Source organism: Mycobacterium sp. BMJ-28 (assembly GCF_054404835.1).
This window is the reverse complement of sequence record NZ_CM136783.1, coordinates 2,422,815-2,442,875: the sequence shown is the minus strand read 5'-3', so window position 1 is coordinate 2,442,875 and position 20,061 is coordinate 2,422,815. Positions and strand designations below refer to the sequence as shown.

The window sequence follows — 20,061 nt, the reverse complement described above, 5'->3', positions numbered from 1 at the left end:
ACCTTGTCGCGGTACAGAATCAGGTGCCGACCTGTAAACGCACCCGCACCTCGTCGCCGTCGTCGATACCTTCGGGACGGCGAAGCGCGATCTTCAGCGGTACCAGATACCCGCCGTCCTTCGGGATCAGTGACGTCGTCACCTCGGTGTCGCCGATGCGCACCCGCGCGGGGATGACACCCCAGCCATAGGTCAGCTCGCCGAGGTGAGCGCGCAGGAAGTCATCCACATGCTCGGGTGTGGCGACGAAGAAGTACGGCGCAGGGCCACGCCATTGAAACACCTCGGCCTCGAACTCCCAGTCCACGGCTCCACGCTAAGGGGACCGAAACCTCACCGCACGCAGAACCGTCATCGAGAATGCGGGCAGGCGACCGACGGATTCACAACGTCGCCAGCAGATAGCCTCGAACAGTTGAGACCTCGTGGGGATAGGGCTGGCGTTCGAGGTAGGCACTCACCGCAAGACCGGCCTCTTCAAGGCCGTCCGCAACGAAGCCGCGTCGGTAGAACTGGAAGTCGAGATCGACTGCGCTGCCCAGCATTTCCTCAACGTGGCGACGCTCGTCGCCTATGTGGAAGGAAATCAGCACCGTTCCCCCGGGCCGTAAGACGCGCGAGAATTCCCTGAACACTGCCGCCAACTCGGTCGGCTCGACGTGGATGATCGAATACAGCGCGACAATCCCGCCCCAGACACCATCGGGGAACGGAAGTGCGCGCATGTCCGCGACCTGAAAGTCGATGCCCGGATGCGCGGCTTTGGCGACATCGATCATGCCAGGTGACAGATCGAGTCCGATCGTTGCGGCACCGCGGTCATGCAGGTAACGCGCGACGTGGCCGGGACCGCAACCGATGTCGGCGATCGGGCCGCGACCACCCACCTCGGTGGCGACCAGATCGAGCAGCGCGCGATCGAGCGGCTTGCCGGCCAGTTCACCGAGGAACTGATCGGCATAGCGTTGTGCGATGGCGTCGTAGCCGTCCCGCGTGTTCTCCATACGCCCCTCGGTCTCTACGCAGTCGAGCCTGTGAAGCCCGCTGGAAGCAAGCATGACGCCGAAAGGGCGGAAACCACATCTTCGACGAGGGCAATGATGGGCACGTCTGTGGCGATATCCACCGTCAGCACGGGAGTGATGCTCAGCGGGCCGGCGTTCGTGGCCCAACCTTCCCAATCGGTGTTCAGCCGTTCACGGTCGCAATGGATTGTATGGCGTGAGTGCTGCCGGTAGCGCTCTCTGATAATGGTTTCGGGAGCGGTGCACCACACTTCAACGCCACAGCTGGCGCCGGAGCGGCGCAACCCGTTTACCGCATGTTCCGTGTCGCGGATTCGGTACCACCACGATTCAACGACGACCAAGCCCGTCAGTTCGGCGGCAGTTTCGTGATCAGCGCCGCCAAGATAGACCCCCGGATCAAAGCCGTCGCCACCGTCAGCATGTACGACATGGGCGCCGCAGAACAGCGCGATGTCGAGTTCGGCGGTGGTGAGGTCGAAGTCACCAGTGGTACCCCAGAAGAGCTGACCGACCAGTCGACCCCGATCGACCGCGAGTTCTTCGACTTCTACCGAACGGCGAGAGGTTTCAGCCCGGACACGACTACTCATCCGACGCTGACCAGCAACCTCAAATTCATGAACTTCTACCCGTTCAACGACATCGAAACCATCTCGCCGCGGCCGATGCTGTTCATCACCGGCGACCAAGCGCATTCCAGGGAATTCAGCGAGGACGCCTACCAGTTGGCCGCCGAACCCAAGGAGCTGATGGTGGTGCCCGGCGCCGGACACGTCGACCTCTACGACCGGGTCAACCTCATCCCCTTCGACACCTTGACCACGTTCTTCCAGAACAACTTGGCCGGATCCTAGTCGGCCGCTCGCCGGCTGCAGCGACCGTGCGGCGGCCCACATCCGGGGCGCCGCACGGCCAACCCGGGGTCTCATACGCAAATACCAGCCCAGCTGAACCTGAGTTTCCAGTCAGTCAGCGATATCGCGCACCCCCGGCCGGGTGAGATGTCGATGGCTGCTATCGCGACTGCACGCATGCGCCGCGTGTCTGGCTACGTACGAGCCGGACGCCGCAGGAAGTCCACCTGCGGGTCAGCCGACGTGCCAGTAGCCCCCGAGGCTATTGGTCGGGAGTCCGCTCCGCACGTTGTGGACGCCTTTGAGGAAGATCGGCTTCGGTGTTGTTCGGAGTAACCCGGTCGGCGGTCTAGCGTTCTCGACTAAGAAGTGTCGTCAATAGTTGCGTCAGCCAGTTCCGCGCGGCACTGAGGTCACCGTCGAGCAGGAATTGGGCGGCGACGCCGTCGTAGGCGGCGATGACCGCTCGGGCGGCGTCAGGCACGTCGCCGATGCTCGTTGGCAGGTTCAGCTGATCGTTGACGGCTTCAAGCCGTTGCTCTACCGCCTCGCGCAGGCGAGCGCGGTGGGCGGCGAGTCGCTCGGCGGTGTCCGGGTGGCGGGCGGCGTAGAGCAAGAAATCAGTCTTGATCAAGAGCCAGTCGCGGTCGAGAAGCAGTGTCGCAGAGACTCGTTCGATCGCCGACTCAATGTTGGCAGTGGTGTCGAGGAGTACATCGGATACTTGTTCGGCGATGACCTGAGCCCGTTCGTCGTACAACGTGAAGAACAGCTCATCGAGGCTCTGGAACTGGGAGTAGAACGCACCACGGGTGTAGCCCGCGGCTTTGCATACGTCGTCGATGCGTACCATGCCGAATCCCTTGTCGGCGAACACCCGGAACGCGGCATCCATCAACTTGGTGCGAGTCTCCGCACGGCGTTTCGTCACCCGAGGTTGCTTGCCCTCAGCCTGGGTAGGCGTCGCCGACGCCGATGTTGTCATCTTCACCACAATCCGATACCTTTCAGAATCAGATTCATTAGCGTATCGGATGCACGCTAGACCTATTCGTTAAAAGGAGTATCTCCGATGGATGCAGACGTCATCGTCATAGGCGCGGGCCTGGCCGGTCTGGTCGCCACCCATGAACTCACCAAGCGGGGCAAGAAGGTGCTGGTCATCGACCAGGAGAACCGCGCCAACCTGGGTGGTCAGGCGTTTTGGTCCTTCGGCGGCATCTTCCTGGTCGACAGCCCCGAACAGCGCCGCTCCGGGGTGAAGGACTCCTTCGAGCTGGCGTGGAACGACTGGCAGGGCAGCGCAGCCTTCGACCGGCTCGATGACGAGGACTTCTGGGCCGCCAAGTGGGCGAGGGCCTACGTGGAGTTCGCCGCCGGTGACAAACGGGACTACCTGACCAGTCACGGCGTGAAGTTCCTGCCCACCGTCGGCTGGGCTGAGCGCGGGGACCTGCGCGCCGATGGCCACGGCAACTCGGTGCCCCGCTTCCATGTGGCCTGGGGCACGGGGACCGGAGTCGTAGAACCGTTCGTCAACTCCGCCCTTGACGCTGAAAAACGTGGCCTGGTGAAGTTCTGCCACCGCCATCAGGTCGACGATCTCGTCATCACCGACGGCACCGCGTCCGGTGTGCGCGGCACTGTGCTCGCACCAGATGACGCGGTGCGCGGTGCCTCGTCCAACCGTGACGCGGTGGGAGACTTCGAGTTCAGCGCCCAAGCGGTCATCATTGCCACCGGCGGGATCGGCGGCAATCACGATATTGTGCGCCGCAACTGGCCCGCGGCGATGGGAACCGCACCGAAGTCGATGATTACTGGAGTGCCCGCTCACGTCGACGGGCGCATGCTGGGCATCGCCGCGGACTCTGGTGTGCGGCTGGTTAACAGCGATCGCATGTGGCATTACACCGAAGGTATCCAGAATTGGAATCCGATCTGGCCCAAGCACGCGATCCGCGTGTTGCCCGGACCGTCGTCGATGTGGTTCGACGCGCTCGGACGACGGCTACCGGCCCCGTTCCTGCCCGGTTACGACACTCGCGGCACCCTCAAGTATCTGCGCACCACACCCGACATCGAACAATACGACCACTCCTGGTTCATCCTCACCCAGAAGATGATCGGCAAAGAATTCGCCCTTTCGGGCTCCGAACAAAACCCCGACATCACCAACAGGGACAAGAAGGCGCTCCTCAAAGAACGCGTCTTGGGCGGCGGCGCGCCCGCTCCGGTAGAGGCCTTCAAGGAACACGGCGCCGACTTCGTCGTCTCGACCAACCTCGAAGACCTCGTCGCCCGGATGAATATGCTCACCCACGAGCCTCTGTTGGACCCAGCCCGCATTCGCGCTCAGATCGAATCCCGCGACCTGCAGATAGCCAACCCGTTCTCCAAGGATGCCCAAATCCAGGGCATCCGCAATTCCCGACGGTTCATCGGTGACCGGATCGCGCGCTGCGCTGCCCCGCACCGCATCCTCGACCCCGACGCCGGCCCGCTGATCGGCGTCAAGATGCACATCTTGACACGTAAGACGTTGGGTGGCATCCAGACCGACCTGTCCTCGCGGGCTCTCGACCGTCAGGGCAGAGCCCTCGACGGCCTCTACGCCGCCGGTGAAGTCGCCGGATTTGGCGGTGGCGGTGTTCACGGCTACAACGCGCTGGAGGGCACATTCCTAGGCGGTTGCATCTTCAGTGGCCTCACCGCAGGCCGCGCCGTCGCAGCCACGCTCTGACCGTCGGTCCCACCGCCGAGGAGGCCCTAACATGTCCTGGCAGATGAAGGCCGTCAGAATCTATGCCCGCGCCCGTCGCCGACCACGCTTCACGAGCCAGAAGGCAACCACGGCCCTCCTGGCGCTGCCCAAGACGTCCTCGACGCCACCGAAGTGGCTACCCCGCCGCCACGACGTCGACCGACGAAGCGTCGACGGGTTCGACGTCTACACTGTACGGCCAAAAGCACTGGCATCAACGGCTTCTCGACCGACGGGCGGAATCATCTACGTCCACGGCGGCGCATACGTTAGTCAAATCCAGGAGGAACACTGGCGGCTGATCGCCGACCTCGCCGACGCCGCCTCGACGACCGTGACCGTGCCGATCTACGGCCTGGCCCCCGACCACTACGCCGCCGAAGCAATCGCACTGATGCAGTCCGTTCTTGCCGAGGTCAGCACCGACGGGCCTGCCTACCTGATCGGCGACTCCTCTGGCGGCGGCATTGCGTTGGCCTCAGCCATCACCTGGTTGGCCAGCGGCGGACGCACTCCTAGCGGCCTGACGCTGATCTCACCGTGGCTCGACATTGCGCTGCGTAACGCCGACATCGAAACCGTCGCACCCCGCGACCCGTGGCTGGCCCGCGACGGTCTTCGACTCTGCGGCGAGCGTTGGGCCGCGGCGCTGTCCCTCGACGATCCCAAAGTGAGTCCGCTCTTCGGTGACGTCACGGGACTGCCGGTGATCAACCTCTACGTCGGCACCGACGACATCCTCATGCCGGACTGCCGACAATTGCGCGACGCGATGCCTCACGGCCGCATCAGCTATCACGAAGAACCCGGAGCAATCCATGTCTACCCACTGCTACCCGGGCCAGAAGGACGCGCCGCCCGCCGCCGGATCATCGCCGAGATAGCCGCAGTCACGAATTTGGGGGCGAGTGGCCTCCCGGCGGTACCGCTGGACCCTCCGTTCCCGGTCCTGCGGTCGGGGTCGGGGTCCATCACGGGCGCCCAGTCAATCGGGCCGAGGCGAATTCTGCGGCGGCGTCGGTCATTCCGTTGACGAGGTAGGCACTATGCGCGGCGCGATCGCCTCCACCCACCGCGCAGACGGGGTCCCCCGCCGCGCAGAGGTCGATTGTTTTGTCCCCGAACGCCGCGCCGATGGCGATCGGCGGCGCATCCCGGTAGATGACGTTGAGAAACGCCCGGGAGGGTTTTCCGATCAGTGCAACGGCGTCAATATGGGCAGCGGCCTCGGGTGGCAGCGTGTCCGTGATGCCCTGCGGCAGTGCGTAACCGACGGGAAGGGTGTCGGCGGTGAGATACGCGGCGACCGCAGCCCCCTGGGAGTAGCCTCCCACGACGATCTTAGTACGCGGGCACCAGGCGGCGATATCGCGGACGCGGTTGCCGGCGTCGATCACACCGTCAGCCGCTCGCGCAAAATCAAGAGACGCTGGATAGTTCACGGCGTACACCTCGACGCTCTGGGTGCCGCTGCGCGCCTGCAGGGCTTCGGCGAACGCCTGACCGACCGCATCGACGCCTGCCGGCTCGAAGGTTCCCCGCGCGAAGATCACCTCGATGTCGGCACAGCTGGTCGTCGGCTCCGCGGATGGCGATGCGTGCCCAAGACCGGGAGACACCGACGCCATGATCGCGGCGCCGATCGTACCGATGATTGTGGCGCGCACTGCGGAGCGTGCCCGCCGTGGGCTGGGGGCGGGTGCGGTACCGGCAGGCGGTGCGTCCGGAGGCAGGCTCCCCCAAGCTGACGCGGCCACTAGAGGTTCCCGTTCCCGGGTTTGTGGATGTCGATACCGGTGATCTCCGAGATCGCGGTCGCTTCCACGTCCGGATTGTCCAGTGCAACAAATGTTTTCGCGCCGGATACTTCGACGAGGGTCGCGTGGGAGAAGATGGCCGCGACGCGCCGGCCCAGCTCGGGTGTGAAGCTCCGGTCCGCTTGGCCCCACACCACGGTGACCGGCTTGGCGAATCGGGCCAACCGGGCCGCTACCGCGGAGCCATCTGTCCTGCGCAGATGCCCTACCAGCGTGGCCAGGTCACGGCGGATCCGTGGGTCGGTGCGGCACGGCGTGAGCCAGGCCGCAGTCTGCTCGGGGTCGGGGTGGTTCATGGTCAGCGCGAGGGCGGTTTGCCTGAGCGGTCGAAACTTCGTAGGCCACATCAACGCGCCGATGAGCGCGGGGCCGCGCATCAGCGCCAGCGCTGCATTGTAGGGAAAGGGCGGGAATTCATCGAGTGCATCGCAATTGGTCAATACCAGGCGTCCGATCCGTTCGGGATGGGCATCTGCGACGAACTGCACCAATCCCCCGCCCATATCGTTACCCACGAGCGTCACGTCGCGCAGATCGAGGATGGTTCATGAACTCGTCGACCATCGCGGCGAGTCCCGGAACGCTCAGGTCAGCGCCGGCATCGACGGGGATAATGTGTGACCCCAGCGGCCATGTGGGCACGATGCACCGAATCCCCTGTTGTGCAAGGCGTTGCGCAACGCCGGTCCACAGCTGTTCGTTGTTGAGCATCCCGTGGACGAACAAGACGGGAGGAAGCGGCGAATCTAGCGGGCCGCACTGCTGATAACTGATGGTGGCGTGTTCGAGCTTGACGGTGGGCATATACGTAAGCCTTTCCTAGATGAGGTGTCGGCATCCGCCGACGAAGCCAACAGCAAGCGCGTAGCGCGAGAGTGCAATGCGCCCAACGGAAACTCCGATTTGCAGGAGCTTCTCTTCGGGTGTGGTTGCTTACAGCGCGAGGTGGTAGCCGCCGTCCACCCGAAACTGCGATCCGGTGAGGAAGCTCGCGCGCGGCGATGCCAGGAAGGCAATTAGTTCCGCGACATCATCGGGCTCGCCCGCGCGACCCAACGGTCCGAGTTGGTCGGCCAGTCCAGCCTGAATGTCTTCGACGCTGACGCCCTGGCTCTGGGCGGTCGCCTGCAGGAACTCATTGGACCCGTGGGTGGCGATGAATCCGGGCACCACAGTCAGGACGCGCACACCGGCCGGGCCCACCTCGGTGGCCAACTGTCGGCTGTAGACGTTGAGCGCCGCTTTGGCCGCCGCGTACGCGGCTTGCCCGGTTTGGGGTTGTCGGCTCAACACCGAGGACACGTGGATCACCACACCGGAGCCGCGCTGCACCATTCCCGGGACGAGCACCCGGTCCAGCCGGATCGAGCTGAGCAGGTTGAGGTTGAGGGTGCTGATCCAGGTGTCCTCGGGGGTGTCGAGGGTGGCTGCCAGTTCGCTTGCCGCGCCGGCATTGTTGACCAGGACATCGATGCCTTCCACCTCGTCGAGGACGCGGCGGCCCAGCTCGGCGACACCCTGCTCGCTGGACAGGTCGGCGGGGAGGAAGGTGGCGGGAAAGTCTTGGGGCGGGGCGCTGCGGGCGGCGACGAGTACCAGGGCGCCTGCGGCGGCGAAACGTTTGGCGGTTGCTTCGCCCATACCCTTGGTTCCGCCGGTGACCAGGACCCGCAGGTCTTCGAACTCTTGGCGAGGATCGGTCATGATGGTGCTCCTTCTTGTCGACGTGGTAGTAGATGGTGTGCGTGGCGTGATGAGGGATAGGCCGCCCTTGGCGGGATTGTCCCGTGGGGCTTTCGGTTACGGCCTGAAGATGTATTCGGCGTCTTGGCGTGTGGTGTGCAGGTCCCAGTAGGCCGCGGCGATGTCGTCTGCCGGTGCGACGGGGAATCCGGGCAGCACGGATTCGTTGTTGTCCGAGCCGCCGATGACGACATCAATACCGATGTGCGCGGCATAGACACCGGTCCCGGCGAGTTCCTTGTGCAGGTTGATCGCCCAGTTGCGCAACGCAGCAGCTGCGGCGTTGACGTTGCCCACCTGCGGGACGGGATCGACCGACCCGGCGCCAGTGGTGAACAGCAGGGTGCCCGACCCGGCGGCGCGCAGCGCCGGAAGCACTGCTTGGGTGGCCGCGATGGCGCCATACAGCTGGAACTCCACTTCGTACTGGAGATCCTCGGGTGCGGTTTGCGAGGGCAAGGTAAGTGTGGTGGTAGCCGCGGTACCGCCGGGCGAATACTCAAGCACGTCGATCCCGCCGAAGTGGGCGGCGGCGTCGTTGAGCGCCCTGGCTAATGCCGGTCGGTCACGAACGTCGGTAGGGAACGCGGCGGCCGAGATCCCAGCGGCGGACAGCTGGGTGGTCAGGGCGTCGAGTTTGGTCTGGTTGCGGGCGATCAGTGCGACGTTGAACCCGTGGGTGCCGAAGGTGCGCCCGAGAGCCAGTCCCAGACCGGGACCGGCGCCGACGATGGCAATGGTGGACATGGATGTTCCTTTCCTAGGGGTAGCGCGCGGCGGTCAGCCGCGCACTCAAGCGTTGAAAGCGTTCGCGGTCAGCGCCGGCCGTGACGGTCAGACACTCGCGCCAGGTGCTGGGCTTCTTCGGCGGACAGCTTCACCCGCAGCGCGCCGGCGGAGTCTTGTGCGTGACGGGGCTTGGAGGCACCGGCGATCGGAATGACAGTGCCGCCGTAGAAATCGACGAGCCATGCCAACGCGATCTGCCCCACGGTCGCGTCATGGCCGGTCGCGACCTCGGCCATGGCGTCGATCAGAGGCTGCGACGCGTCAAGGCCTTTCGGGGTGAGGCCCATGGCCTTACGGCGCAGCGGGTGCACACCTGCGATAAGACTGCGATCGGCGTGGTACTTGCCGGTCAGGATGCCCTGGCGCTGCGCAGAGAAGGCGAGCAGCGAGACCCCTAGCCGACGGGCGGAGTCGAGCGTTCCATCGGTTTCAATCTTTCGGTGCAGAAGATTGATCTGAACTTCGTTGCTGGCCAGCGGTATTCCGTGCTTGGCGAGCTCGTCGTGCGCAACTTCCATCTGGCGTGTGGTGAAGTTGCTGACCCCCACAGCCCGGATCTTGCCGGCGGCCACCAGTCGTGCCATGGCCCGCATCTGCGCACGCACGGACGAGAAACTGCCCCGGTTGAGGTGAATCTGGTGCAGGTCGATCGGGAAAGGCGCCAGTGCTTCGAGGCGCTTGCCGATGGTGCGTTCGATGTTGGTCGCGGTGCGCCCGATGGGCAACCATTTGGTGGCCACCGTGATCTCACCGGGCGTGACGCCCGCCTCGGTGAGTCCCGCGGCCAAGGCACGTTCGGACGTGCCGCTGCCATACATCTCCGAGGTGTCAAACCATGAAATACCGCCCTCGAGTGCTGTTTTGATGATTGCGCTGATCTGCTCTTGCGGGACCGGCGGTGTCAAAGCTGAGATCCAACCCTTGCCCGCGAACTGCGCTGTACCCAGGCCGATCGGTGAGACGTACAGATCGGATTCTCCAAGCCGCTGCGTGTGCATGAGAAGATAATACACCATTATGAGACATTCTTGTCTCATCATGGTGTATGTGAGTACTTTAAGCTCTGCGCCCCAGGGCGACCAAGGCGTGCGCAGCTCACCTTCGACGTCGACGTCGACGTCGCGTCAGCCGCGTCAGGGGTGTTTAGTCGGGTCAGCATCTGTCGGTGTCGGGTGCGAAGTGTTGGACTGGCACCCACGCTGATGTAACAACCTCACGGGGCGGATCAACTAGACCGCCAGGTCAGAAATGATCGCTCGCCACTGATCGTCTAGCTCGTCTTCGCTGAGCAACGGCTGTTCTACACTCCATGCCACACGGTGCACCACGCCTCGACCGGTTACCGCGCGGCGATCGTTCAACCCAACCGCGGCAGTCAATGTCGGCCACTAAGGTTCATTTCGACACTGTTAGACAATGGATTACATGGTTCGATGAGCCGTGTCGGTGCGCACGTTGGCAAAGGTGACCGCAAGCATCGGAGTTGTCGCCGCGGGCCCGTCAACACCGAACCGCGCACATATCGTCCCCGGCTGGCACGGATCGCTGATGGGGCGATGCATGAGGCCAAACGCGTCGGAGGCAATCGCGTATTGCGCGTGGAGGACGGACCCATAGGAGGGCACGACGACAAATCGTAGGCATCTGCTTCGGGTTTGCTTCCCCAAGTCGTCTCAGCAGCAGCTGCTGGCGGTAACCGGTGATCGCAACGGCCGCCCCTCCGAAAGGTTGCCGTTGACGTCCCGATTCGCTTGTCACGCGGGCAGGCAACCGCTCCCGAGGACTGCGATCCGAACGGGCAGAGTTGGGCTTGGCGTCAACAACTTCGCCGCCAACTTGGGCCAGGCCCGCCGGAGCGCCGGCGCGCGAATGCTCAACGAATCCGCACCGCGGGCTGCACCCAACAAACCGGACTCGAGCCGACATCTTTATCCCGCGCACTGGTCGCCGGGACGATTGTGAAGCTGACCGGACACTGAAAGTCGCTCCGGGGGCAGTTCTTTCACTGTTTGCCCGGAGGCTACAGACTGGGAAGCGCCAGCAATGGTCCGCTGCGGAGGCGGTGGTCGACCACGTGAACGAATCGCCCACACTGGGGTCGCCAGGCAGCGACGCACCGCCTCCGAGATACTCGTCCGCGCGTGAGAGCACCCACGCGAACACAAGTTTCCTGCTACGGCAGATGAGCGATAGCCGAGATGTCGACAAGCGCGCCTGGGTGGATCAGTTTCGGAGCCAGGAAAATTGCACTTGCCGGCGGAGTCTCGGCGTTGATGTAGCGATCGCGGACCGCGCCGTAGTCCAGGGTGTGGTCGAAGAATCCCTCATCGGCCAACACAGTCAGCTTGACGACGTGATGAAACTCCGCGCCCACCACGGCCAGTTGCGTCTCAATGTTCTTGAAGACCTGTTCCAGCTGTGCCCGGTAGTCCCCCGCCCCGACCAGATTTCCGGTCGAATCTATGGCCATCTGCCCGGTGATGAACACCAGACGGCCACCGGTGACCTCTACCACGTTGGAGAAGCCATGCGGCGTCTGCTGCAAAAATCGAGAAGTCCCTGCCTGCACTGTCATTGCCATTCCCGTTCAGTCGTTTGGCTCACTACATGGAGGCTTACCTCCATACGAGACAACATACACCTTCGGCGAGACATACACGTCTCGTTTTGGGATGTGATCGAGACGCGCTTCACCGGAAGGCGCCGCAAAGACTGGGGCGACCTCCGGCCGCTACGCGGCTTACGGACCCTATAGTCGCAATGAGACGTGCATGTCTCGCAGTGAGACGTAGTATGGGTGTCATGGGCCGTGAAGACATGACCGAACGAACCCGGCAGGCAATCCTCGACGCCGCCGGACGCGTACTGGGCAGAAAGCCCGATGCGGCGATGACTGACATCGCCGACGAAGCGCGGGTGGGCAGGGCAACCCTCTACCGGCACTTCCCCACTCGCGAATCACTGGTACAGGGAGTCCAACATGCCGGTGTGACAGAGCTTCTCGACGCGCTGGCTTCTGCCGACCTCGACTCGCTGCCCACCGATCGAGCGATCGCCCGCATCACCCACGTCTTCCTGCGCACCGGAGCCAAGTACGCCGCAGTGGTCAGCCAAGACGACGAGCACACCGACCACCCTCCCCGCGAGCGGGCCATCGCCCCGGTCCGCGACGCCATCGAACGCGGCATCCGCGACGGAAACCTGAGAGCCGACCTTCCCCCCGGAGCGCTCTTCTCCCTCTACGACGCACTGATTGGGCGCGCCCTACTGCTCGCCGTCACCGGACAGATGACACCCGAACAAGCCGCCGACTCCGTCGTCTCAGTGTTTCTCCACGGCGCGTCACCCGCACCAACAACCATATGACCCCTTCCGCGCCATCGCTCGCGCGAAGACTCCGCGCTTGCGATTACCGCGGACCGAGGTTCGGCAGTCCACCTGGACGACACCGACGTACGAGACTGGACCGGAGAACACTTACCCGCATCCAGCTCGGCACCCTGAGTGGTCGAGACGAAAGGCGTGAATCGCGCTGTGTGACAGCCCAATCAGCGATCGCTAGTGCATTGAGCAACTTGTGTCCGCCAGGTCCGGGGGCAACAAGATCTGCGCCTAGAAACATAGACCGGCTACGACCATCGTGAGGGTGCCACTCCACATCTTCGCAGCCTGGGACTGCCCCCAGTTTGGTTGACTCCTGACCTGTGAGGATTCGTCCTTGCTGGAAGGACCAATCTCGTGCCGAAGCCGTTTCCCGCCGAGTTCCGAGCTGATGTCATCGCTGTGGCCCGCAAGGGTGAGGCGCCGTTGCGCCAGATCGCGAAGGACTTCGGGATCTCGGAGGCCTGTCTGCATCGCTGGCTCAAGATCGCCGACCGTGAGGACGGTGCAGGGCGGCCCGCATCTGCGGCGGCCTCTGAGGATGTATCGGCGCAGCTGCGCGAAGCGCACAAGCGGATCAAACTCCTCGAGCAGGAGGCCGAAGTAATGCGCCGCGCGGTCGGCTACCTGTCCCGGGACGCCAACCCAAAATGATGTACCCGCTGGTCCTCGACCTTGCCGACGACGGAGTTCCCGTCACGGTGACCTGCCGGGTCCTGGGATTCTCCACCCAGGCGTTCTACAAATGGCGCAAAGCGCCCCTATCGCAGCGTGATTGGGACGACGCACACCTGATCAACGCTGCCCACGACATCCATGCCGACGAACTCCCCGGGCGCGGGATCACCGCCGGCGAGAACCGGGTTGCACGGCTGTGTTCCCAGGAACGGATCTGGTCGATCTTCGCCAAGAAACGAGGACTGAACCGCCGATCCGGACCACCGGTGCACGACGACCTCGTGCAGCGTCAGTTCAGCGCCCAGGCCGCCAACCAGGTCTGGCTGGCCGACATCACCGAGCAAGGCAAGCTCTACCTCTGCGCCATCAAAGACGTGTACTCCACCCGGATTGTGGGCTACTCGATCGACTCGCGGATGAAGTCTTCGCTGGCGGTGGCGGCGCAGGATCACGCTGTGGCGTTGCCGTTCACCGGTCGCGACGATCGTTCACTCCGACAGGGGTAGCCAGTTTCGATCGCGGAAGTTCGTCCATGCACTGTCGGACAATGGATTACACGGATCGATGGGTCGCGTCGGTGCGTGCGGGGACAATGCCGCCATGGAGTCGTTCTTTGCCCTTCTGCAACGCAACGTCCTGGACCGCAGACGTTGGTCAACTCGAGCTGAACTCCGGCTGGCGATCGTGTCCTGGATCGAGCGGACCTACCACCGCCGCCGGCGCCAACGCGCCCTCGGCCGGCTCACCCCTATAGAGTTCGAACTGCTCCAAGCACCGGTCGCAACCGCGGCCTGAAATTCACACCCCGCGAGTCAACCGAACCCGGGGCAGTCCCCTTGGCACAACGGGGGGCTTTTGCGAAACCGGGCCAAACCCTCTGACCACGAGTCCTAATAGTGGGCGCGGACGGTATCGAACCGCCGACCGCTGGTGTGTAAAACCAGAGCTCTACCACTGAGCTACGCGCCCCGTCGCGAGCACGCTACACGCCCGCGATGGCCAGTACTAAATCCGTAAAGCGGCCAGCGAGTCCCGCCAGACCGCGGCGTCACGCACCTCACCGGGCTGTTTGCATTCGGCGAACCGGATGAGCCCGGACCGGTCGATCGCGAAGGTGCCGCGGTCGGCGAAGCCCGACTTCGCATTGAACACCCCGTACTGCTGGGCCACCGCCCCGTGCGGCCAGAAGTCCGACAGCAGCCCGAAGGTGAACCCACTCTGCGCGGCCCACACCTTGTGCGTCGGCGGCGGCCCCACCGAGATGGCCAGCGTGACGGTGTCGGCGGTGTCGTACACCTCGGGATGGTCCCGGATCTCGCCCAGCTCCCCCGCGCAGATCGGGGTGAAGGCCAGCGGGAAGAACACCAGCAGCACGTTGCGGCCGCGAAACCCCGACAAGGTGACGGGCTGGCCGTGCTGGTTTGTGAGGGTGAAGTCGGGCGCAGGCGCCCCGACACTCAACATCGACTCACCGCGACATTGCAGTTGTGGCGCGGAAGTGCGAGTGGGAGCCGCAATAACTGCGATCTCGGCGACGAGCGAACTATCTGCTCTTCGCCTTGGACTTCGGTTGCACCAGCCGGCTGGCGATCCAGTTGCCCAGGTTCGCCGACGAGGTCTGCATCAACCCCGCGGTCGGCGCCGACTCGGCAATCTCGGCCGGCTGGACGTGACCGGGCTTGCCCGTCTTCGGGGTCACCACCCAGATGACACCGTCGTCGGCCAGCGGTGTGATGGCGTCCATCAACCGGTCCACCAGGTCGCCGTCATCGTCGCGCCACCACAGCAGCACCACGTCAACGACCTCATCGGAGTCCTCATCGAGCAGTTCGCCACCACAGGCATCCTCGATGTCGGCCCGGATATCGTCGTCAGAATCTTCGTCCCACCCCAGTTCCTGGACGACCTGATCCTTCTCGATGCCCAGTTTAAGGGCGTAATTCGGGTCAGAGTCCGTCCCCGCCGCGACCACAGTGAGTCCTCCTTCAGCCATTCTCGAGTGCGCTCGGCCTATATTCGCACGCCGGGGCCTGTCAACCGAGACTTGGTGGCAAGGTTTAACGATATGCCTTATCGCACATGTCCAACGCGGCGGTCTTCGCATCGTTGAGGCGGCCGACCGCATCGTTGAATGCGTCGGGCCCGATATCGCCCGCAATCGCCGTCGCCAGCGCCCGCCCCGCGGTCACCCATTCGGTCAGCGAGCCCCGCAGATCCGGGCCCAGCGGGTCGGACAGGCTTCGCTCCACCACATCGGCGCTGTGGTTGAGCGCATCGATGGCCGGACGCGCCGCGCCCGCGATGTCGCCGTTCTCGTTGTACGCGCCGACGTAGTCGTTCACCGCGCTGATCGCGTCCACGCTGCTGGTACTCAGCGCCTCGCACGAGTCGTGGATGGCGCTGGTGGTGATCGACTCCTGGCGCTCGGACTCCTTGGAGCTTGAACTTTCCGCCGATTCGGCGGCCGAAGCCGACACCGACGCCCGGTACACCGGCGCGTCGGCCTTATCGACTGTGACGGTACCGCTGGTAACGCTTGTGCAGCCGACGGCGAGCATCGCCAACGCCGCCAGGCAACCCACGATCAGGGCCGCGATTCGCAGCCGCATCCACACCGACGACCCCCGCCCACTTTTGCGCATCGTTGCCAGACGTTACCGGTTCCGATCAGCGATCGCCCGATCATCGCGCTAGGCCACCCTGCCTGGTGATCTGCGGCACGATAGGGGCACGATAGTGATGCCACAAGCAACAGCACTACACAGCACCGCCAACCGAGGAGCCCAGTTGACCACCGAGTTCGCGCGCCAAGACCTGGCCCAAAACTCTGGTACCGCAGGCGAACCCGATCGGGTCCGAGTGATCCGAGAAGGAGTTGCGTCCTACCTACCCGATATCGACCCCGATGAGACCGCCGAATGGCTGGAGTCCTTCGACGACATGCTGGACCGGCACGGGTCCGCCCGCGCGCGCTATCTGATGTTGCGCCTGCTGGAACGCTCACGGGAGAAGCACGTCGCCATTCCGGCGCTGACGTCCACCGACTACGTGAACACCATCCCCACCGAACTGGAGCCGTGGTTCCCCGGTGACGAGGACGTGGAGCGCCGCTACCGGGCCTGGATCCGGTGGAACGCCGCCATCATGGTGCACCGCGCGCAGCGGCCGGGAGTCGGTGTCGGCGGCCATATTTCGACTTACGCCTCGTCGGCGTCGCTGTACGAGGTCGGTTTCAACCACTTCTTCCGGGGTAAGTCGCACCCCGGCGGCGGCGATCAGATCTTCGTCCAGGGCCACGCCTCCCCCGGCATGTACGCCCGCGCCTTCCTGGAAGGCCGGTTAACCACCGACCAGTTGGACGGTTTCCGCCAGGAGCACAGTCACGCCGGCGGCGGCCTGCCGTCCTACCCGCACCCGCGCCTGATGCCGGACTTCTGGGAGTTCCCCACGGTGTCGATGGGCCTGGGCCCGATGAACGCCATCTACCAGGCGCGGTTCAACCACTACCTGCACGACCGCGGCCTCAAGGACACCTCGGATCAACACGTGTGGGCGTTCCTGGGCGACGGCGAGATGGACGAGCCGGAAAGCCGCGGCCTGATCCAGGTGGCCGCCAACGAGGCGCTGGACAACCTGACCTTCGTGGTCAACTGCAACCTGCAGCGCCTGGACGGACCGGTGCGCGGCAACGGCAAGATCATCCAGGAACTGGAGTCGTTCTTCCGCGGCGCCGGCTGGAACGTCATCAAGGTGGTGTGGGGCCGCGAATGGGACGCGCTGCTGCACGCCGACCGCGACGGCGCACTGGTGAACCTGATGAACACCACGCCCGACGGTGACTACCAGACCTACAAGGCCAACGACGGCGCCTACGTGCGCGACCACTTCTTCGGTCGCGACCCGCGCACCAAGGCCCTCGTCGATCCGATGACCGACAACGAGATCTGGAACCTCAAGCGCGGCGGGCACGACTACCGCAAGCTCTACGCCGCCTACCGGGCAGCCATGGAGCACAAGGGCCAGCCGACGATCATCCTGGCCAAGACCATCAAGGGCTACACGCTGGGCCATCACTTCGAGGGCCGCAACGCCACCCACCAGATGAAAAAGCTTGCGCTGGAAGACCTCAAAGCCTTCCGCGACGTCACCCGGGTACCGGTTTCCGATGCCGACCTGGAAAAGGACCCATACCTGCCGCCGTACTACCACCCCGGGCCCAACGCCCCGGAGATCCGGTACCTGCTGGACCGCCGGCGCACCCTGGGCGGCTTCCTGCCCGAGCGGCGCACCAAGACCAAGGCGCTGAACCTGCCCGGTCGCGATGCCTACAAACCGTTGAAGAAGGGTTCGGGTACGCAAGCCGTGGCCACCACCATGGCCACCGTGCGCACTCTCAAAGAACTGTTGCGGGACAAAGAAATCGGCCCGCGGGTCGTCCCGATCATCCCGGACGAGGCGCGCACGTTCGGCATGGACTCGTGGTTCCCCAGCCTGAAGATCTACAACCGCAACGGGCAGCTCTACACCGCGGTGGACTCCGAATTGATGTTGGCCTACAAGGAATCCGAAGTCGGCCAGATCCTGCACGAGGGCATCAACGAGGCCGGTTCGACGGCGTCGTTCACCGCGGTCGGCACGTCGTATTCCACCCACAACCTCACGATGATCCCGATCTACATCTTCTATTCGATGTTCGGGTTCCAGCGCACCGGAGACGGCCTGTGGGCGGCAGCCGACCAGATGGCCAAGGGGTTCGTGCTGGGTGCCACCGCCGGCCGCACCACTCTGACCGGCGAAGGACTTCAGCACGCCGACGGGCATTCGCTGCTGCTCGCGTCGACCAATCCGGCCGCGGTGACCTATGACCCGGCCTTCGCCTACGAGATCGCCTACATCATCGAGAACGGTCTGCAGCGGATGTACGGCGAGAATCCGGAGAACATTTTCTACTACATCACCATCTACAACGAGCCGTACGTGCAGCCCGCCGAGCCCGAGAACTTCGACCCCGAAGGTCTGCTCAAGGGCATCTACCGGTATCGGGCGGCGGCCGAGAAACGCACCAGCACCGCGCAGATCCTGACTTCCGGCGTGACCATGCCGGAAGCGCTGCGGGCGGCCGACCTGCTCGCGGCCGACTGGGATGTGGCCGCGGACGTCTGGTCGGTGACCAGCTGGGGTGAACTCAACCGCGACGGAGTGGCGGTGGAGAAGCACCGGCTGCGCCATCCCGACGAGCCGGCCAAGACCGCCTACGTCACGCAGGCGCTGAGCGCGACCTCCGGTCCGGTGGTAGCGGTCTCGGACTGGATGCGGGCGGTACCCGAGCAGATCCGGCCATGGGTGCCTAACACCTACGTCACGCTGGGCACCGACGGGTTCGGCTTCTCCGACACCCGCCCGGCCGCGCGGCGCTACTTCAACACCGACGCCGAGTCGGTGGTGGTGGCCGTGCTGGAAGCACTCGCCCGTGACGGCGAGATCGACCCGTCGGTGGCCGTCGCGGCCGCCAAGGAATACCGCATCGACGACGTCTTGGCCGCCGGCGTGTCCTACGCCGACACCGGCAGCGCTTAACGATCTGTGGAGCGTCAGCCGTAACCCTTACGGCTGACGCTCCACAAATCCCACAAAAAGAGGGCGTAGATTTTATAGATGCCCGACAAGCGCACCGTTCCGCCTGCTTCGACGCTCGACGTTCTGCAGAGCGTGCCGGAGTCCGCGCTGCGCCGGCTCAAGCAGTACTCGGGCCGGCTGGCCACCGAGGCCGTGCACGCACTGGAAGAACGGCTGCCGTTCTTCGCCTCCATGGAAGCCTCCCAACGCGCCAGCGTGCAGCTGGTGGTGCAGACCGCCGTCATCAACTTCGTCGAGTGGATGCGCGATCCCAGCAGCGACGTCAGCTACACCGCCCAGGCCTTCGAGGTCGTCCCGCAGGACCTGCGCAGACGTGTCGCGCTGCGCCAATCCGTCGAGATGGTGCGTGTCACCATGGAGTTCTTCGAGGAAGTCGTGCCGCTGCTGGCCCGCACCGACGAGCAGCTCACCGCGCTGACCGCGGGCATCCTGCGTTACAGCCGTGACCTGGCGTTCGCCGCCGCCACCGCCTACGCCGACCAGGCCGAGGCGCGCGGCGCCTGGGACAGCCGGATGGAGGCCAACATCGTCGACGCGGTGGTGCGCGGGGACACCGGCCCGGCCCTGCAGTCCCAGGCGGCCGCCCTGAACTGGGACGCCACCGCACCCGCGACGGTCATCGTGGGCTATCCCAAACCGGACCGGCTCGACCTCGCCAGCGGCGATGTGCACGATGTGGCGTTGCGCAGCGGCCGCACCGCATTGTCGGATGTGCACGGCACCTGGCTGGTCACCATCGTTTCGGGCTCGCTGTCTCCGACCGAGCGTTTCCTGGCCGAACTGATGAAGGTGTTCGGCGACGGCCCGGTGGTGATCGGCCCCACCGCGCCGAGCCTGACGACGCTGTACCGCAGCGCCACCGAGGCCATCTCCGGGATGCGTGCCGTCACCGGCTGGGGCGGGGCGCCGCGACCGGTGCATGCCCGCGAACTATTGCCCGAACGGGCCCTGTTGGGTGACGCGATGGCGTTGGCCGCGCTGGAGACCGAGGTGATGCGCCCACTCGGGGACGCCGATCCCGCGTTGACGCTCACCCTGGACGCCTACCTGGATTCCGGCGGCGCCATCGAGGCCTGCGCCCGCAGATTGACGGTTCATCCAAACACCGTCCGCTACCGATTGAAGCGGATCACCGACTTCACCGGTCGCGATCCCACGGTGCCGCGGGACGCGTACGTGCTGAGGGTGGCCACCACAGTGGGCCGCCTGCGGCGCGACACAGGCCACTTCATCGCGCCAAACGGCGGTCCGAACGGGGCGCAGATCATCCAATCGGCGAAGTCTGGCAGCCAGTTTCCGATGTGACGGATCGCAAGTTGGTCTCGACCAGGTCGCGTCACGTGCCCTTTTGTGGAAACTCCACAAAAGAA

20 protein-coding genes, 1 tRNA gene and 1 pseudogene are annotated in these 20,061 nt (G+C 64.7%); 7 read left to right on the top strand and 15 right to left on the bottom strand.

What is annotated here, in order from left to right:
• Positions 1-19: 19 nt before the first annotated feature.
• The 3 genes from ACXPWS_RS12015 to ACXPWS_RS12005 form a co-directional block, all read right to left on the bottom strand.
• Entirely contained in the window at positions 20-307 is a 288-nt protein-coding gene (locus ACXPWS_RS12015; protein ID WP_458712644.1) for a DUF1905 domain-containing protein, read from the bottom strand.
• Positions 308-383: 76 nt separating this feature from the next.
• On the bottom strand, positions 384-1,004 hold the full coding sequence (locus ACXPWS_RS12010; protein ID WP_458712643.1) for a class I SAM-dependent methyltransferase: 621 nt from the start codon (positions 1,002-1,004) through the stop codon (positions 384-386).
• Between the two features lie 14 nt (positions 1,005-1,018).
• Positions 1,019-1,618, bottom strand: coding sequence for a hypothetical protein (locus tag ACXPWS_RS12005; protein ID WP_458712642.1), 600 nt, complete (start codon positions 1,616-1,618; stop codon positions 1,019-1,021).
• A gap of 27 nt (positions 1,619-1,645) precedes the next feature.
• On the opposite strand from ACXPWS_RS12005, the gene ACXPWS_RS12000 reads away from it, so the two are divergent.
• A complete protein-coding gene (locus ACXPWS_RS12000; RefSeq protein ID WP_458712641.1) occupies positions 1,646-1,882 on the top strand; it encodes an alpha/beta hydrolase in 237 nt (78 codons plus the stop codon).
• A gap of 349 nt (positions 1,883-2,231) precedes the next feature.
• On the opposite strand, the gene ACXPWS_RS11995 is transcribed toward ACXPWS_RS12000, so the two are convergent.
• Positions 2,232-2,867: a TetR/AcrR family transcriptional regulator gene (locus ACXPWS_RS11995; RefSeq protein ID WP_458713503.1), complete on the bottom strand. Its 636-nt coding sequence runs from the start codon at positions 2,865-2,867 to the stop codon at positions 2,232-2,234.
• Between the two features lie 87 nt (positions 2,868-2,954).
• Here ACXPWS_RS11995 and ACXPWS_RS11990 point away from each other — a divergent pair, with 87 nt between their 5' ends.
• Positions 2,955-4,625 carry an FAD-binding dehydrogenase gene (locus tag ACXPWS_RS11990; RefSeq protein ID WP_458712640.1) on the top strand — a complete coding sequence of 557 codons (1,671 nt, stop codon included), beginning with the start codon at positions 2,955-2,957 and terminating at the stop codon, positions 4,623-4,625.
• Between the two features lie 31 nt (positions 4,626-4,656).
• Positions 4,657-5,679 carry an alpha/beta hydrolase fold domain-containing protein gene (locus tag ACXPWS_RS11985; protein WP_458712639.1) on the top strand — a complete coding sequence of 341 codons (1,023 nt, stop codon included), beginning with the start codon at positions 4,657-4,659 and terminating at the stop codon, positions 5,677-5,679.
• Here the strand turns inward: ACXPWS_RS11985 and ACXPWS_RS11980 are convergent.
• The 7 genes from ACXPWS_RS11980 to ACXPWS_RS11950 form a co-directional block, all read right to left on the bottom strand.
• Entirely contained in the window at positions 5,618-6,313 is a 696-nt protein-coding gene (locus ACXPWS_RS11980) for a cutinase family protein (RefSeq protein ID WP_458712638.1), read from the bottom strand. The genes ACXPWS_RS11985 and ACXPWS_RS11980 overlap by 62 nt on opposite strands.
• Before the next feature lie 89 nt (positions 6,314-6,402).
• Entirely contained in the window at positions 6,403-6,978 is a 576-nt protein-coding gene (locus tag ACXPWS_RS11975) for an alpha/beta fold hydrolase (RefSeq protein WP_458712637.1), read from the bottom strand.
• Positions 6,971-7,267: a hypothetical protein gene (locus tag ACXPWS_RS11970; protein WP_458712636.1), complete on the bottom strand. Its 297-nt coding sequence runs from the start codon at positions 7,265-7,267 to the stop codon at positions 6,971-6,973. The genes ACXPWS_RS11975 and ACXPWS_RS11970 overlap by 8 nt, the downstream gene beginning before the upstream one ends.
• A 129-nt stretch (positions 7,268-7,396) precedes the next feature.
• Complete coding sequence (locus tag ACXPWS_RS11965; RefSeq protein ID WP_458712635.1) at positions 7,397-8,167, bottom strand: oxidoreductase; 771 nt, start codon at positions 8,165-8,167, stop codon at positions 7,397-7,399.
• A gap of 96 nt (positions 8,168-8,263) precedes the next feature.
• Positions 8,264-8,953, bottom strand: a complete 690-nt coding sequence (locus ACXPWS_RS11960) for an SDR family oxidoreductase (protein ID WP_458712634.1) — start codon at positions 8,951-8,953, stop codon at positions 8,264-8,266.
• Between the two features lie 68 nt (positions 8,954-9,021).
• Positions 9,022-9,993, bottom strand: coding sequence for an aldo/keto reductase (locus tag ACXPWS_RS11955; protein ID WP_458712633.1), 972 nt, complete (start codon positions 9,991-9,993; stop codon positions 9,022-9,024).
• Positions 9,994-11,168: 1,175 nt separating this feature from the next.
• Positions 11,169-11,570: a RidA family protein gene (locus ACXPWS_RS11950; protein WP_458712632.1), complete on the bottom strand. Its 402-nt coding sequence runs from the start codon at positions 11,568-11,570 to the stop codon at positions 11,169-11,171.
• A gap of 227 nt (positions 11,571-11,797) precedes the next feature.
• On the opposite strand from ACXPWS_RS11950, the gene ACXPWS_RS11945 reads away from it, so the two are divergent.
• Both ACXPWS_RS11945 and ACXPWS_RS11940 read left to right on the top strand, forming a co-directional pair.
• A complete protein-coding gene (locus ACXPWS_RS11945; protein ID WP_458712631.1) occupies positions 11,798-12,361 on the top strand; it encodes a TetR/AcrR family transcriptional regulator in 564 nt (187 codons plus the stop codon).
• Between the two features lie 372 nt (positions 12,362-12,733).
• Positions 12,734-13,849 (top strand): annotated as a pseudogene (locus ACXPWS_RS11940) (IS3 family transposase).
• A gap of 102 nt (positions 13,850-13,951) precedes the next feature.
• Here the strand turns inward: ACXPWS_RS11940 and ACXPWS_RS11935 are convergent.
• From ACXPWS_RS11935 to ACXPWS_RS11920, 4 genes are all read right to left on the bottom strand, one after another.
• Positions 13,952-14,023 (bottom strand) — tRNA-Val (locus ACXPWS_RS11935).
• A 36-nt stretch (positions 14,024-14,059) separates the two neighbouring features.
• Complete coding sequence (locus ACXPWS_RS11930; RefSeq protein ID WP_458712630.1) at positions 14,060-14,518, bottom strand: peroxiredoxin; 459 nt, start codon at positions 14,516-14,518, stop codon at positions 14,060-14,062.
• 79 nt (positions 14,519-14,597) lie between these two features.
• Positions 14,598-15,047, bottom strand: coding sequence for a DUF3052 domain-containing protein (locus tag ACXPWS_RS11925; RefSeq protein WP_458712629.1), 450 nt, complete (start codon positions 15,045-15,047; stop codon positions 14,598-14,600).
• A 64-nt stretch (positions 15,048-15,111) separates the two neighbouring features.
• Positions 15,112-15,696 (bottom strand): hypothetical protein, encoded by a 585-nt coding sequence (locus tag ACXPWS_RS11920; RefSeq protein WP_458712628.1) that lies wholly within the window; start codon positions 15,694-15,696, stop codon positions 15,112-15,114.
• Positions 15,697-15,841: 145 nt separating this feature from the next.
• On the opposite strand from ACXPWS_RS11920, the gene aceE reads away from it, so the two are divergent.
• Together aceE and ACXPWS_RS11910 are read left to right on the top strand one after the other, a co-directional pair.
• On the top strand, positions 15,842-18,631 hold the full coding sequence (aceE, locus tag ACXPWS_RS11915; RefSeq protein ID WP_458712627.1) for a pyruvate dehydrogenase (acetyl-transferring), homodimeric type: 2,790 nt from the start codon (positions 15,842-15,844) through the stop codon (positions 18,629-18,631).
• Between the two features lie 78 nt (positions 18,632-18,709).
• Positions 18,710-19,996 (top strand): PucR family transcriptional regulator, encoded by a 1,287-nt coding sequence (locus tag ACXPWS_RS11910; RefSeq protein ID WP_458712626.1) that lies wholly within the window; start codon positions 18,710-18,712, stop codon positions 19,994-19,996.
• The last annotated feature ends 65 nt before the right edge of the window (positions 19,997-20,061 follow it).